This is a genomic window from Citrobacter werkmanii (assembly GCF_008693645.1).
Lineage (GTDB): Bacteria > Pseudomonadota > Gammaproteobacteria > Enterobacterales > Enterobacteriaceae > Citrobacter > Citrobacter werkmanii.
Map to the genome: position 1 here is coordinate 513,600 of NZ_CP044101.1, position 12,963 is coordinate 526,562.

The window sequence follows — 12,963 nt, forward strand, 5'->3', positions numbered from 1 at the left end:
AAGGGGATCCCACATAAAATTAATTATGGCAGGACCAATTAGAATTTATTTACTTCAACAATAATTCAGCGGTATGACTGTTGGTGACTAAACAGTTAATATAATTCCCACGTAATGCGCCTAATATCCCACTGTATTTTTCTTCACCCATCGCAATACCAATGGAGTAACGTGCCTGTTTTAATTTATCGGTTTCGATGGCGAGCGTCTTTTCACTCATCCTGGTCTCTACGGTCACACCGTTGATATCGTAAAAGCGCGAGCAAATGTCTCCGGCGACATGGCGGGCATGCAGGTCATCACTCTCTTCGCTGCCGTAAAAAGCGTGCCAGTTGGCGCCATCGCGTATTGCCGGAGACCCAATTCCAACCAGCGCGACATCCAGATTATCCCAGTAAGCGGAAATCGATTTGAAGTGCCGGGACTGCATAATGCCGTTACGGATCAGCGGGTTTTCCAGCAGCGCCGGGAAATCGGCCAGGTGTGATTCCCCTTTCAGCTTTGCCGCGGCGCCGTAGGTCAGCGTATTGACGTGGTAGCGGCTTTCAAGTTTACCGGACGGTCCGCCGATAATCGGTACGCAGATCAGCTGGCGTGACTGGCTGGCCGGGGATAATCCTTCAACCAATCCTCGCACCGCGCGACCCCATGAAAAACCAATAATGTCGCCGGGTTCCAGTAAGCGTTCCAGCAGCTGTGCGCCGTGCACGCCCATCATAGTGAGTTGTTCATCTTCCTGTTCGCTGTCGCAGGAGACTACGACCGCTTCTTTCAGGCCAAATTTCTGTTTTAGCTGCTGTTCCAGCCACAGATTTTCGTTGTAGTCGTAATTAATAGCGATGGTGACGATACCCTGCTCGCGGCCACGTTTTAGTAATCGGCTGATCGTGGTGCGGTAAATCCCCAGCTCGCGGGCGATTTGCGCTTGTGTCATATCCTGCTCGTAATAAAGCTGCGCTATTTTTACGATCAGGCGGATATCATCGCTGTTTTCCATCGCCATTTTTGGACTCCTGCACATTTGTGCAAATCACGAAATTGCCTTCTTGATCTGATATAACCCCATCCTTTCCACATCTCAAAGCTATTTTCACTTATTTCAGCGCGTTAAACTGGCTGATTATGTTGCACATTTGATGTGGCGATAGCACGCTGTCGGCACAGATGTGCATGTTGCTCTAATGTATTGATTCTGCTTGTTTTCACTCAGCAAAATTGCAGGTATGCATTACTAACACTTTTGTGTCAAAAGCTGGGACAGATCACAAATAGTGCGGAGGCAGTCGGACACGATTATTTTTTATCGCCCGCAAGGTAGGGTATATTTCGCTTTTAATACACAAAATCATTCAAGTTGTATCAAGGCGGCAAGGGAACGAATCCCTGGGAGCATAGATTGCTATGCGACCTGGGTGAGTGAGGGCAGCCAACGCAGAGACAGCTTAAAGGATGAAGTGTATACAGGAGAAACTATGCTGCCCGACTCATCTATCCGATTAAACAAATACATCAGTGAAAGCGGAATCTGCTCGCGTCGCGAGGCGGATCGCTTTATCGAACAAGGGAATGTCTTCCTGAATGGCAAACGCGCCACCATTGGCGATCAGGTAAAGCCTGGCGACGTCGTAAAAGTGAATGGTCGGTTGATTGAGCCGCGTGAAGCGGAAGATCTGGTCTTTATCGCGCTGAATAAGCCGGTTGGGATTGTGAGTACCACCGAAGACAGTGAACGCGACAACATTGTTGATTTCGTGAATCACAGCAAGCGTGTATTCCCAATCGGTCGTCTGGACAAAGATTCCCAGGGACTTATCTTTCTAACCAACCACGGCGATCTGGTGAATAAAATCCTGCGTGCCGGTAACGATCACGAAAAAGAGTATCTGGTGACAGTAGATAAGCCGGTCACTGATGACTTTATCCGTGGAATGGGGGCTGGTGTGCCAATCCTCGGCACCGTCACCAAAAAATGTAAGGTGAAGAAAGAAGCGCCGTTTGTGTTTCGTATCACGCTGATTCAGGGGCTGAACCGCCAGATCCGCCGCATGTGCGAGCACTTTGGCTATGAAGTTACCAAACTTGAGCGTACGCGTATCATGAACGTTGGTTTATCCGGCCTGCCGCTTGGCGAATGGCGCGACCTGACGGATGACGAACTGATCGAACTCTTTAAGCTGATCGAGAACTCGTCCTCGGAAGCCAAACCGAAGGCGAAAGCGAAGCCAAAAACCGCAGGCATTAAGCGCCCGGTAGTGAAAATCGAAAAATCTGCGGAGAAAGAGAAATCGCGCCCGGCAGCAAACGGCAAACGCTTTACCTCGCCGGGGCGTAAGAAGAAAGGGCGTTAACGTCTGCCGCGCGTTGGCGTATTCGCTGACCAGGAAAACGATGCTTCCGCATCCGGTTTATAAGCCTGCTTTTTCTTTAACTGGCGGGCTTTTTTTGCTTCCGCTTCGCGCAAGGCCATCAGTTTATCAATGTACTCTTTCTTGATGCTGTTGGTCTCTGCGTTGGTCAGCAGCCGACCATGCGCTATGCGCGCGCGGTCGAGCAGCGTTTTCAGTTCACGCTGCTCGCGCTCGGTCATCTCTTTTTGGGTAATGCGGGGGAGTGCCATAGGGGTGCCCTCTGTTAGCCGATATCCTCAGTGTACGGCAAAGTGCAGAGGCTGGGTAGGCCGGATAAGGCGTTAGCCGCCATCCGGCGACGTGTACGCACTATGCTTGATAGCGCTACACTTATCAGGCCTACAGCCGACAATTAGCGGCGTGCTTTCTCTTTAATCGGTTTACCGGACCAGTAGCCTGCCAATAGCGAACCAGAAAGGTTGTGCCAGACGGAGAACAGCGCACCGGGCAGGGCGGCGAGAGGGCCAAAGTAGATTTTGCCCAGCGCAGCGGCCAGCCCTGAATTCTGCATGCCCACTTCGATAGCTAACGTACGACAGGTCGACTCGTCGAAACCAAACAGTTTTCCGCCCCAGTAGCCGCCGAGCAGGCCAATGGTGTTATGCAGGATAACGGCGATAATCACCACAAAGCCGACGGACGCAATGTGCGAAGCGGAGCCTGCCACGACGGCGCTGATGATCGCCAGGATGCACACCATAGAAAACGCGGGCAGATACGGCTCGACGGCTTTTACGACGCGTGGGAACAGATGGTGAATGACCAGTCCCAGGGCAATCGGAATGACCACGATTTGCAGAATACTCAGCAGCATACCCATCACATCCACCTGAATATGCGCATCGACATACAGCCGTGTCAGCAGCGGTGTGGCGACAACGCCGACCAACGTTGAAACGGATGAAATAGTCACGGAGAGCGCCACATCGCCTTTGGCCAGATAGATCATGACGTTAGACGCTGTTCCGCTGGCGACACTCCCGACCAGCACCATGCCTGCGGACAGTTCCGGCGGCATATTAAAAGCCAGCGCCAAAATCCAGGCGGCGAGCGGCATCACCAGATAATGCAGGAAAATACCCGCGGCGACCGGCGCAGGACGTGAGAGTACACGTTTAAAGTCATCCACCTTCAAATGGACGCCCATGCCGAACATAATCAGCATCAGTAACGACGGCACAAATGGCCCGACAGGTGTAAAGGTGGAGGGCGTGTAATACGCAATAACAGAGAGCAGCAGCGCCCATAATGGGAACAGCCGCGTCAGAGTAGCGAGCATGTTATATTCCTTGCGATTGAAATGTGTTGTGTTGTTATAAAAAAGCCGGGTTCGAGCCCGGCTATAGTTATTGTTTATCGCGTGATGAAATATTATTCAAACAAATTATGGTGCAGCTTCTGTACCACCTGTTCGGCTTCGGTACCTGGCACCAGGAAGCACAGGTTATGGCTGGACGCGCCGTAGCAAATCATGCGGATGTTGAATGGCTCCAGTACGCCGAACACCTCTTTACCCACGCCGCAGGCTTTGGACAGGTCGTTACCAATCAGCGCTACCAGCGCCAGGTCTTCTTCCACTTCAACCCGACACAGGGCAGACAGTTCCATCAGCAGAGACTGTGTTAACAGCGTATCGCCGGTAGACGTTGAACCGGTGGTATCCAGCGTCAGCGCCACGCTGACTTCCGATGTGGTAATTAAATCTACCGAGATGTTGTGGCGCGCCAGGATGCCGAACACTTCCGCTAAAAAGCCGCGAGAGTGCAGCATATTCAGGCTATGCAGCGTTAGCAGCGTTTGCTTACGGCGTAGGGCCAGGGCGCGGAACAACGGTGGATTTTGGGTTTTATTGCATACCAGCGTACCGCCTGCTTTTGGATCCTTACTGGAGCCAACAAACACCGGGATATCGCTACGTACGGCAGGTAACAGGGTTGCCGGGTGCAGCACTTTCGCGCCGAAGGTCGCCATTTCCGCGGCTTCTTCGAAGGCGATTTCATCAATACGTTTAGCGGCTGGAACGACGCGCGGATCGGTGGTGTAAATGCCGGGAACATCGGTCCAGATATCGACGCGCGTTGCGTGCAGCGCTTCAGCCAGCAGGGCGGCCGTATAATCACTGCCGCCGCGTCCCAGCGTGGTGGTGCGGCCTTTGCTTTCGCTGCCGATAAAGCCTTGGGTAATCACCAGACCTTCACTCAGACGTGGGGCTAACTGAAGCGTTGCCAGTTCGGCCAGCGCCGCGACGTCGGGTTCTGCACGACCGAAACGATCGTTAGTGCGCATCACTTTACGCACGTCAAACCACTGCGCTTGCACGTTGCGCTCACGCAGGATCTCAACAAACAGGAGGGTAGACATCAGCTCACCGTGGCTGACCAGTTCGTCGGTCAGCGCGGTTGAGGTCGCCAGTGACGCCGCCTCTGCCAGCGTGGTGATGTTTTCCAGCAGGCGTTCGATCTCTTCACGAATCACGTTTGGATAACGCAGGCGTTCCAGAATATTGAACTGAATTTGGCGAATGGCGTCGAGTTTTTCGAAGCGCTCGGTTGGCTCCAGCCCTTCCGCCAGAGCAACCAGCAGGTTGGTAATACCTGCCGATGCGGAGAGCACCACTAACCGGACGTTCGCATCAGAAAGCACCACATCAGCGCTGCGATTCATGGCATCAAAGTCCGCCACGCTGGTACCGCCAAACTTGGAGACAACTACATCAGTCATAACTACCTCGTGTCAGGGAGTGAATAGAGCGACCATGGCACATAAGGCAGAACGGAAACCGGTGCAGGCGCAAATGCAAATACCGTATTTATAAATAAAATGTGTAGCTTGCACTGTCAACGCTGGGATTATGCGGATTTTTCATGCTGCAACTGCGTTGAGTAACGGTACTAATAACAATGCTGATAACGGCTATACTTTGTAGCCTCGTTTGGCGGATGCCCTGGCAATGGCATTAAAACAATCACACTTTTCTGTGACTGGCGTTACAATCGATCTCAGTCACAATTCTCAAAATCAGAAGAGTATTGCTAATGAAAAACATCAATCCAACGCAGACCTCAGCCTGGCAGGCACTACAAAAACACTTTGAAGAGATAAAAGACGTTACTATCGCCGATCTGTTCGCGAAAGATAGCGATCGTTTCACCAAATTTTCCGCGACGTTTGACGATCTGATGCTGGTGGATTTCTCCAAAAACCGCATCACTGAAGAGACGCTGGCCAAACTGCAGGATCTGGCGAAAGAGACCGATTTGGCAGGCGCCATCAAGTCCATGTTCTCCGGTGAGAAAATCAACCGTACCGAAGACCGTGCCGTGCTGCACGTGGCGCTGCGTAACCGTAGCAATACCCCAATCATCGTTGACGGCAAAGATGTGATGCCGGAAGTGAACGCGGTGCTGGAGAAGATGAAATCCTTCTCTGAAGCGATCATCTCCGGAAGCTGGAAAGGCTATACCGGCAAAGCCATTACTGATGTAGTGAACATCGGTATCGGCGGTTCCGACCTTGGTCCGTTCATGGTGACCGAAGCGCTGCGTCCGTACAAAAACCATCTGAACATGCACTTTGTGTCTAACGTCGATGGGACGCACATCGCTGAAGTGCTGAAGAAAGTGAACCCGGAAACCACGCTGTTCCTGGTCGCATCTAAAACCTTCACCACTCAGGAAACCATGACTAACGCCCACAGCGCGCGTGACTGGTTCCTGGCGACCGCGGGCGACAACAAGCACGTTGCCAAACACTTCGCGGCGCTCTCCACCAACGGTAAAGCGGTTGGCGAATTTGGTATTGATACCGCCAATATGTTCGAATTCTGGGATTGGGTTGGCGGCCGTTACTCCCTGTGGTCAGCGATTGGTCTGTCGATCATCCTGTCCGTCGGTTTCGACAACTTCGTTGAGCTGCTGTCCGGCGCGCACGCGATGGACAAACACTTCTCCACTACCCCGGCGGAGAAAAACCTGCCGGTGCTGCTGGCGCTGATCGGTATCTGGTACAACAACTTCTTCGGCGCTGAAACCGAAGCGATCCTGCCGTATGACCAGTATATGCACCGTTTCGCGGCCTACTTCCAGCAGGGCAATATGGAATCCAACGGTAAATACGTGGACCGTAACGGCAATGCGGTGGATTACCAGACCGGCCCAATCATTTGGGGTGAGCCGGGGACTAACGGCCAGCATGCGTTCTACCAGCTGATCCACCAGGGTACAAAAATGGTGCCGTGCGATTTCATCGCCCCGGCTATCACCCACAACCCGCTGTCGGATCACCATCCGAAACTGTTGTCTAACTTCTTTGCTCAGACTGAAGCGCTGGCGTTCGGTAAATCTCGTGAAGTGGTTGAGCAGGAATACCGCGACCAGGGTAAAGATCCGGCAACGCTGGAACACGTGGTGCCGTTCAAAGTGTTCGAAGGCAACCGCCCGACCAACTCCATCCTGCTGCGTGAAATCACGCCGTTCAGCCTGGGGGCGCTAATTGCGCTGTATGAGCACAAAATCTTTACTCAGGGCGCAATCCTGAACATCTTCACTTTCGACCAGTGGGGCGTGGAGCTGGGCAAACAGCTGGCAAATCGCATCCTGCCGGAGCTGAATGATGATAAAGAGATTACCAGCCATGATTGCTCGACTAACGGTTTGATTAACCGTTATAAGTCCTGGCGCGCCTGATGACACTGCGCTTATCCGGCCTACAGGCACACATTTGTAGGCCGGATAAGGCGTTTAGCCGCCATCCGGCATTAATGAAATAAAAAAGCCGATATTAATATCGGCTTTTTTTATAAGATTGCTCCAGGATATCTACGTTTTTGCTTCACACCCTAATTGAGCTTAATCCTAAAATAATTAACTTAACGGAATTTCATTTCTGTTATTTTCAGAATTTACGGATATTGTATTTCTGGTGTGTATATTTTAACTGATTGATTTTGCTGTTTAATGTTATTAACTAATAATAGCAATCTACTTTCATTTCTCATTATCCTAAATTCCCGCCAGTCGTAATTTGCACACTTTGGCTTGTGTATACTCGATCTCGCCCGAAATTCTTTTGGGTAAATCTCCATTCATTAAATGAAGGGAATTTGTGATGAAAAAAGTTCTGTATGGCCTTTGGGCTATATCTGCGCTTGCGGCGACCTCTGTCTATGCTGCCCCCGTTCAGGTGGGTGAAGCTGCAGGGTCGGCTGCCGCGTCGGTTTCGGCAGGAAGTTCCTCTGCCACCAGCGTGAGCACCGTAAGTTCTGCGGTGGGGGTGGCCCTTGCGGCGACCGGTGGTGGTGATGGTTCTAATACCGGAACGACAACCACGACAACCACCAGTACCCAGTAATACCGGTACGTTTAATTCTAACCACACTTCGGTGTGGTTATTTTGAATTGCCAAAAGCCTGCGGGATTTGTAGGCCGGGTAAGCGTTGCGCACCCGGCAATAATGCGGAGAAGTGTCGTGAAGCGACCAGCGCTCATATTGGTTTGCCTGTTACTACAGGCGTGCTCGGCCACCACCGAAGGGCTGGGCCATTCGCTGTGGGAGAGTGTGTTTGGTACTCCCGGCGTTCAGATGACGGATGATGAAATCCAAAACATGCCCTACGCCAGCCAGTATATGCAGCTCAATGGTGGTCCACAGCTGTTTGTCGTACTCGCGTTTGCAGAAAACGGACAACAGAAATGGGTGACTCAGGATCAGGCCATTCTCGTCACGCAGCATGGGCGCATTGTGAAAACGCAGCTCGGCGGTGACAACCTGATTGAGGTGAATAATCTGGCAGCGGACCCGCTCATCAAACCCAATCAGATAGCCGATGGCGCAACATGGACCCGCACGATGGGCTGGACTGAACATCAGCAGGTGCGCTATGCCACCGCCCGCTCTGTTTTCACATGGGATGGCACTGACAGCATTCAGGTCGGCAGCGATGAAACGCCAGTACGCATCCTTGATGAAGAGATAACGACCGATCAAACGCGCTGGCATAACCGCTACTGGATCGATAGCGAAGGGCAAATCCGTCAGTCGGAACAGTATCTGGGAGCTAACTTCTTCCCGGTGAAAACCACCCTGATTAAGGCGGCAAAATCATGATGAAACGAGCCGTAATGGCGCTGGTTTTTAGCCTGAGCGCACCCTCTGTTTTTGCTGCGGGCAATGTCAAAGTCATGATTGCAGGCAGCGCTGAACCCAAAATATTGACCGGTGCGGAGCGTCTGATCGATCTGGTTGGACAGCCGCGGCTGAGTAATAGCTGGTGGCCCGGAGCGGTCATCAGCGAAGAGCGGGCAACGGCAGCGGCAGAACGCCAGCAGCAGACACTACTGGCTCGTCTGGCAGCGCTGAGTGCTGAAGAAAGCGGTGACGATGCGGCGGCTATCAACGCATTACGCCAGCAAATTCAGGCGATGAAGGTGACCGGCAGACAGAACATTAACCTTGACCCGGATGTGGTGCGCGTCAGCGAGCGAGGCAACCCGCCGTTGCAGGGCAACTACACGCTATGGGTTGGATCGCAGCCAACGGATATCACATTGTTTGGTTTGCTAAGCCGTCCGGGTAAACAACCGTTTGTGCCCGGGCGTGATGTCGCCAGCTATCTCGATGGGCAAAGTCGGCTCAGCGGAGCGGATCGCAGCTACGCGTGGGTCATCTATCCCGATGGACGCTCGCAAAAAGTTCCTATCGCTTACTGGAACAAATGTCACGTTGAGCCGATGCCCGGCAGCATCATTTTTGTCGGACTCTCTGATGCCTTCTGGAGCAGTACCCCGGATGAAATCAATGCCGATATTCTTCACACCCTGACCCAGCGGATACCTGAATAATGAGAAAAACTTATCTGCTCAGCTTACTGGCGCTGGGCGTAAGCGTTGCCTGTCACGGTGAAACATGGCCTGCGCCCATTGGTCCATCCCAGTCCGATTTTGGCGGCGTAGGTCTGCTGCAAACCCCGACTGCACGGATGGCGCGTGAAGGGGAAATGAGCCTCAACTACCGGGACAACGATCAGTACCGCTACTACTCTGCATCGGTACAACTTTTCCCCTGGCTGGAAACCACGCTGCGCTATACCGATGTGCGTACCAAAAAATACAGCAGCGTGGAGTCATTTTCTGGCGATCAGACATACAAGGATAAAGCGTTTGATCTCAAACTGCGGCTGTGGGAAGAGAGCTACTGGATGCCGCAGGTGGCCGTTGGCGCGCGGGATATCGGCGGGACGGGTCTGTTTGATGCGGAGTATATTGTGGCGAATAAAGCCTGGGGTCCGTTTGATTTCTCGCTCGGTCTGGGCTGGGGGTATCTTGGCACCAGCGGCAACGTCAGCAATCCGTTTTGCTCATACAGCGATAAATTCTGTCATCGCGATAACAGCTACAAGCAGGCTGGTTCTATTGACGGCAGTCAGATGTTTCATGGTCCGGCATCGTTATTTGGCGGCGTGGAATATCAGACACCCTGGCAGCCGCTGCGCCTGAAACTGGAGTATGAAGGCAATAATTACCAGCAGGATTTTGCGGGCAAGCTGGATCAAAAGAGCAAGTTTAACGTCGGCGCTATCTATCGCGTCACCGATTGGGCCGACGTTAACCTCAGCTATGAGCGCGGGAACACCTTTATGTTTGGGTTCACGCTGCGGACTAACTTCAACGACTTGCGACCAAACTATAACGATAACGCCCGTCCGAAGTATCAACCACAGCCGCAGGATGCGATTCTGCAACATTCGGTAGTGGCGAATCAGTTAACGCTGCTGAAATATAACGCCGGGCTGGCGGATCCCAAAATCCAGGTGCAGGGCGATACGCTGTATGTGACCGGCGAACAGGTGAAATACCGTGATTCGCGAGAAGGGATCGAACGCGCCAATCGGATCGTGATGAACGATCTTCCCGACGGGATCCGCACGATCCGGATTACCGAAAATCGCCTTAACTTGCCGCAGGTGACGACCGAAACGGATGTTTCCAGCCTTAAGCGACACCTGGAAGGTGAGCCGCTGGGTCATGAAACACAACTGGCGCAAAAACGCGTTGAGCCCGTGGTGCCGAAAACGACCGAGCAGGGTTGGTATATTGATAAGTCTCGCTTTGATTTTCATATCGATCCGGTGCTCAATCAGTCGGTGGGCGGCCCGGAAAACTTCTATATGTACCAGTTGGGCGTAATGGGAACTGCGGATTGGTGGGTGACCGATCATCTGCTGACCACCGGGAGTTTGTTCGCCAACCTCGCCAATAACTATGACAAATTTAACTACACCAACCCGCCGCAGGATTCGCATTTACCACGCGTGCGTACTCATGTGCGCGAGTATGTGCAAAACGATGTCTACGTGAATAACCTGCAGGCCAACTACTTCCAGTCACTCGGAAACGGGTTCTACGGACAGGTTTACGCTGGTTACCTGGAGACCATGTACGGCGGGGCGGGGGCAGAAGTGTTGTATCGTCCGTTAGACAGCAACTGGGCGTTTGGCATTGACGCCAACTATGTGAAACAGCGTGACTGGCGTAGCGCGCAGGATATGATGAAATTCACCGACTACAGCGTGAAGACCGGGCATTTGACGGCTTACTGGAATCCTTCATTCGCCCAGGATGTACTGGTGAAAGCCAGCGTCGGCCAGTATCTGGCGGGTGATAAGGGGGGCACGCTGGAAATTGCCAAACGCTTCGACAGCGGTGTGGTGGTGGGCGGCTATGCGACCATCACCGACGCCTCGCCGGATGAGTACGGAGAGGGCGATTTTACCAAAGGCGTGTACGTTTCCGTGCCGCTGGATCTCTTCTCTTCAGGTCCAACCCGCAGTCGTGCGGCGATTGGCTGGACGCCGTTGACGCGTGACGGTGGGCAGCAGTTGGGACGTAAGTTTGGTCTGTATGATATGACCAGCGACAGAAGCGAGAACTTCCGTTAATGTTTGATCAACCGGTGCGCTGCGCTTATCCGGCCTACATTGTCGGTCGGATAAGGCATTTATGCCGCCACCCGGCAACTTACAAACGACGCAATAATTTTGCCGGGTTGCCCGCGTACACGCCTTTCTCGGTAATCGATTTTGTCACCACGCTTCCCGCGCCGATGACTGCGCCATCGCAGATTGTGACTGCCAGAATGGTCGCCCCACTGCCGATCGAGACATCATTACCAATCGTAATTCTTCCCCAACTGGTGCGGTCGGCATTGGGTTTTCCTTGCCGAAACATATCGTTAGCGAACATCACGCCATGACCGATAAAACAGCGGGAACCGATGGTGACATATTCGCAGATGAAGGTGTGCGACTGAATTTTGCTATCTGCGCCAATCTGCGTGTTGCCCTGGATTTCAACAAATGGTCCGACAAAAACGTTGTCTTCCAGTATGCAGTCGTACAGGTTCGCCGGTTCATAAACCACCACATTCTCACCGCACGTGACGTTGCGGACAGCGGATTGACGAATATTCATCATTTATATCCTCTTAAATCTGCTTTTCCATAACGTACAAAATACTGGTCTGGGAGGCGGTAGTGAAAGCAGTTTCCTTCACAAGCGTCATCCCTTGCCGTTCATAGAACTGCCGTGCCTTAGGATTATCAGCCAGTACCTCAAGCCAGAGCCATTTTTCATCCTGCTCTTTGGCCTGGCGAATAACTTCGGCAAAAAGCTGCTCACCGTACTGTTTGCCCGTTGCATCTGGCATCAGGTAGATCTTATGTAGCAATGCCCCTGAACGCCCTTCTGGATCAATAGAGTGGCGGAGACTGTATTTGGCAAAGCCAACCGGCGCGTCGGCAAAGGCGATAAGCCAGAAGGTTCCGGGCTCGGCCAGACTGCTGGATATCGCTGGTAAGGAATATTCCTGCTCAAGATAAGCGTCGAGCTCGCTCGGGTTTTTCCACAAAGGCGCAAAGTGATGTCGATAGCTGATATAGCCCATTGCGCTTAGCAAGCTGGCATCGTCGACGGTTGCCATTTCAATCTTAAGCATTTCTATTCCGTTCAAGATGTTAGTGTCAGAAGCATTGTTGCACTATTATTGAGCTGCACAAAACATAAACAAAAAATGTAGATCTCTGTCACATTTCTGCGTTATACAGGAACCTTGTTACTGAACAGGAGGGGCCGTTATGACGTCGTTATCTCGTCCGCGCGTGGAGTTTATCTCCACCATCTTACAGACCGTGTTGAATCTGGGGCTGTTGAGTCTGGGCCTGATCCTGGTTGTATTCCTTGGGAAAGAAACGCTACACTTGGCGGATGTACTGTTCGCGCCGGAACAAACCAGCAAGTATGAGCTGGTGGAAGGGCTGGTGGTTTACTTTCTCTATTTTGAATTTATCGCGCTGATTGTGAAGTACTTTCAGTCAGGGTTTCACTTTCCGCTGCGCTACTTTGTTTATATCGGGATCACCGCAATTGTGCGGTTGATCATTGTCGATCATAAAGCGCCGATGGATGTATTGATCTATTCTGCGGCGATCCTGCTGTTGGTGATTACGCTGTGGCTGTGTAACTCTAAACGGCTGAAGCGAGAGTAAAAGACAACACGCCGC

13 protein-coding genes are annotated in these 12,963 nt (G+C 52.3%); 7 read left to right on the top strand and 6 right to left on the bottom strand.

Features of this window, described 5'->3' with window-relative positions; genetic code table 11:
* Window positions 1-49: 49 nt before the first annotated feature.
* Window positions 50-997, bottom strand: a complete 948-nt coding sequence (locus FOB24_RS03150) for a sugar-binding transcriptional regulator (RefSeq protein WP_139815604.1) — start codon at window positions 995-997, stop codon at window positions 50-52.
* Window positions 998-1,472: 475 nt separating this feature from the next.
* On the opposite strand from FOB24_RS03150, the gene rluF reads away from it, so the two are divergent.
* On the top strand, window positions 1,473-2,348 hold the full coding sequence (gene rluF / locus FOB24_RS03155; protein ID WP_110496247.1) for a 23S rRNA pseudouridine(2604) synthase RluF: 876 nt from the start codon (window positions 1,473-1,475) through the stop codon (window positions 2,346-2,348).
* Here the strand turns inward: rluF and FOB24_RS03160 are convergent.
* The 3 genes from FOB24_RS03160 to lysC form a co-directional block, all read right to left on the bottom strand.
* Entirely contained in the window at window positions 2,345-2,617 is a 273-nt protein-coding gene (locus FOB24_RS03160) for a DUF3811 domain-containing protein (protein ID WP_003826541.1), read from the bottom strand. The genes rluF and FOB24_RS03160 overlap by 4 nt on opposite strands.
* Window positions 2,618-2,760: 143 nt before the next feature.
* On the bottom strand, window positions 2,761-3,687 hold the full coding sequence (panS, locus tag FOB24_RS03165) for a ketopantoate/pantoate/pantothenate transporter PanS (protein WP_087856543.1): 927 nt from the start codon (window positions 3,685-3,687) through the stop codon (window positions 2,761-2,763).
* Between the two features lie 92 nt (window positions 3,688-3,779).
* A complete protein-coding gene (gene lysC, locus FOB24_RS03170) occupies window positions 3,780-5,129 on the bottom strand; it encodes a lysine-sensitive aspartokinase 3 (RefSeq protein ID WP_038636225.1) in 1,350 nt (449 codons plus the stop codon).
* 314 nt (window positions 5,130-5,443) lie between these two features.
* Between lysC and pgi the strand changes: the two genes are divergently transcribed.
* The 5 genes from pgi to FOB24_RS03195 all read left to right on the top strand — a co-directional run bounded on the left by pgi (window position 5,444) and on the right by FOB24_RS03195 (window position 11,343).
* Window positions 5,444-7,093 carry a glucose-6-phosphate isomerase gene (gene pgi, locus FOB24_RS03175; RefSeq protein ID WP_085049586.1) on the top strand — a complete coding sequence of 550 codons (1,650 nt, stop codon included), beginning with the start codon at window positions 5,444-5,446 and terminating at the stop codon, window positions 7,091-7,093.
* Window positions 7,094-7,514: 421 nt separating this feature from the next.
* The gene (yjbE, locus tag FOB24_RS03180) at window positions 7,515-7,757 is read left to right on the top strand and encodes an exopolysaccharide production protein YjbE (protein ID WP_003826562.1); all 243 of its coding nucleotides are present in this window, start codon (window positions 7,515-7,517) and stop codon (window positions 7,755-7,757) included.
* 117 nt (window positions 7,758-7,874) lie between these two features.
* On the top strand, window positions 7,875-8,513 hold the full coding sequence (locus tag FOB24_RS03185; protein ID WP_137347428.1) for a YjbF family lipoprotein: 639 nt from the start codon (window positions 7,875-7,877) through the stop codon (window positions 8,511-8,513).
* The gene (locus FOB24_RS03190) at window positions 8,510-9,247 is read left to right on the top strand and encodes a capsule biosynthesis GfcC family protein (protein WP_087856541.1); all 738 of its coding nucleotides are present in this window, start codon (window positions 8,510-8,512) and stop codon (window positions 9,245-9,247) included. The genes FOB24_RS03185 and FOB24_RS03190 overlap by 4 nt, the downstream gene beginning before the upstream one ends.
* Window positions 9,247-11,343: a YjbH domain-containing protein gene (locus FOB24_RS03195; RefSeq protein ID WP_038636233.1), complete on the top strand. Its 2,097-nt coding sequence runs from the start codon at window positions 9,247-9,249 to the stop codon at window positions 11,341-11,343. Before FOB24_RS03190 ends, FOB24_RS03195 begins: the two co-directional genes overlap by 1 nt.
* Window positions 11,344-11,422: 79 nt before the next feature.
* Here FOB24_RS03195 and FOB24_RS03200 read toward each other — a convergent pair whose 3' ends face one another.
* The gene (locus FOB24_RS03200; protein WP_069325179.1) at window positions 11,423-11,875 is read right to left on the bottom strand and encodes an acyltransferase; all 453 of its coding nucleotides are present in this window, start codon (window positions 11,873-11,875) and stop codon (window positions 11,423-11,425) included.
* A gap of 13 nt (window positions 11,876-11,888) precedes the next feature.
* Entirely contained in the window at window positions 11,889-12,398 is a 510-nt protein-coding gene (locus FOB24_RS03205; protein ID WP_038636237.1) for a GNAT family N-acetyltransferase, read from the bottom strand.
* A gap of 139 nt (window positions 12,399-12,537) precedes the next feature.
* Here FOB24_RS03205 and psiE point away from each other — a divergent pair, with 139 nt between their 5' ends.
* On the top strand, window positions 12,538-12,948 hold the full coding sequence (psiE, locus tag FOB24_RS03210; protein ID WP_003031674.1) for a phosphate-starvation-inducible protein PsiE: 411 nt from the start codon (window positions 12,538-12,540) through the stop codon (window positions 12,946-12,948).
* The last annotated feature ends 15 nt before the right edge of the window (window positions 12,949-12,963 follow it).

Bases quoted from the DNA above. Each gene is read 5' to 3' on its own strand.
- FOB24_RS03150 (WP_139815604.1), bottom strand. From the start codon at position 997: ATGGAAAACAGCGATGATATCCGCCTGATCGTAAAAATAGCGCAGCTT.
- rluF (WP_110496247.1), top strand. From the start codon at position 1,473: ATGCTGCCCGACTCATCTATCCGATTAAACAAATACATCAGTGAAAGC.
- FOB24_RS03160 (WP_003826541.1), bottom strand. From the start codon at position 2,617: ATGGCACTCCCCCGCATTACCCAAAAAGAGATGACCGAGCGCGAGCAG.
- panS (WP_087856543.1), bottom strand. From the start codon at position 3,687: ATGCTCGCTACTCTGACGCGGCTGTTCCCATTATGGGCGCTGCTGCTC.
- lysC (WP_038636225.1), bottom strand. From the start codon at position 5,129: ATGACTGATGTAGTTGTCTCCAAGTTTGGCGGTACCAGCGTGGCGGAC.
- pgi (WP_085049586.1), top strand. From the start codon at position 5,444: ATGAAAAACATCAATCCAACGCAGACCTCAGCCTGGCAGGCACTACAA.
- yjbE (WP_003826562.1), top strand. From the start codon at position 7,515: ATGAAAAAAGTTCTGTATGGCCTTTGGGCTATATCTGCGCTTGCGGCG.
- FOB24_RS03190 (WP_087856541.1), top strand. From the start codon at position 8,510: ATGATGAAACGAGCCGTAATGGCGCTGGTTTTTAGCCTGAGCGCACCC.
- FOB24_RS03195 (WP_038636233.1), top strand. From the start codon at position 9,247: ATGAGAAAAACTTATCTGCTCAGCTTACTGGCGCTGGGCGTAAGCGTT.
- FOB24_RS03200 (WP_069325179.1), bottom strand. From the start codon at position 11,875: ATGAATATTCGTCAATCCGCTGTCCGCAACGTCACGTGCGGTGAGAAT.
- FOB24_RS03205 (WP_038636237.1), bottom strand. From the start codon at position 12,398: ATGCTTAAGATTGAAATGGCAACCGTCGACGATGCCAGCTTGCTAAGC.
- psiE (WP_003031674.1), top strand. From the start codon at position 12,538: ATGACGTCGTTATCTCGTCCGCGCGTGGAGTTTATCTCCACCATCTTA.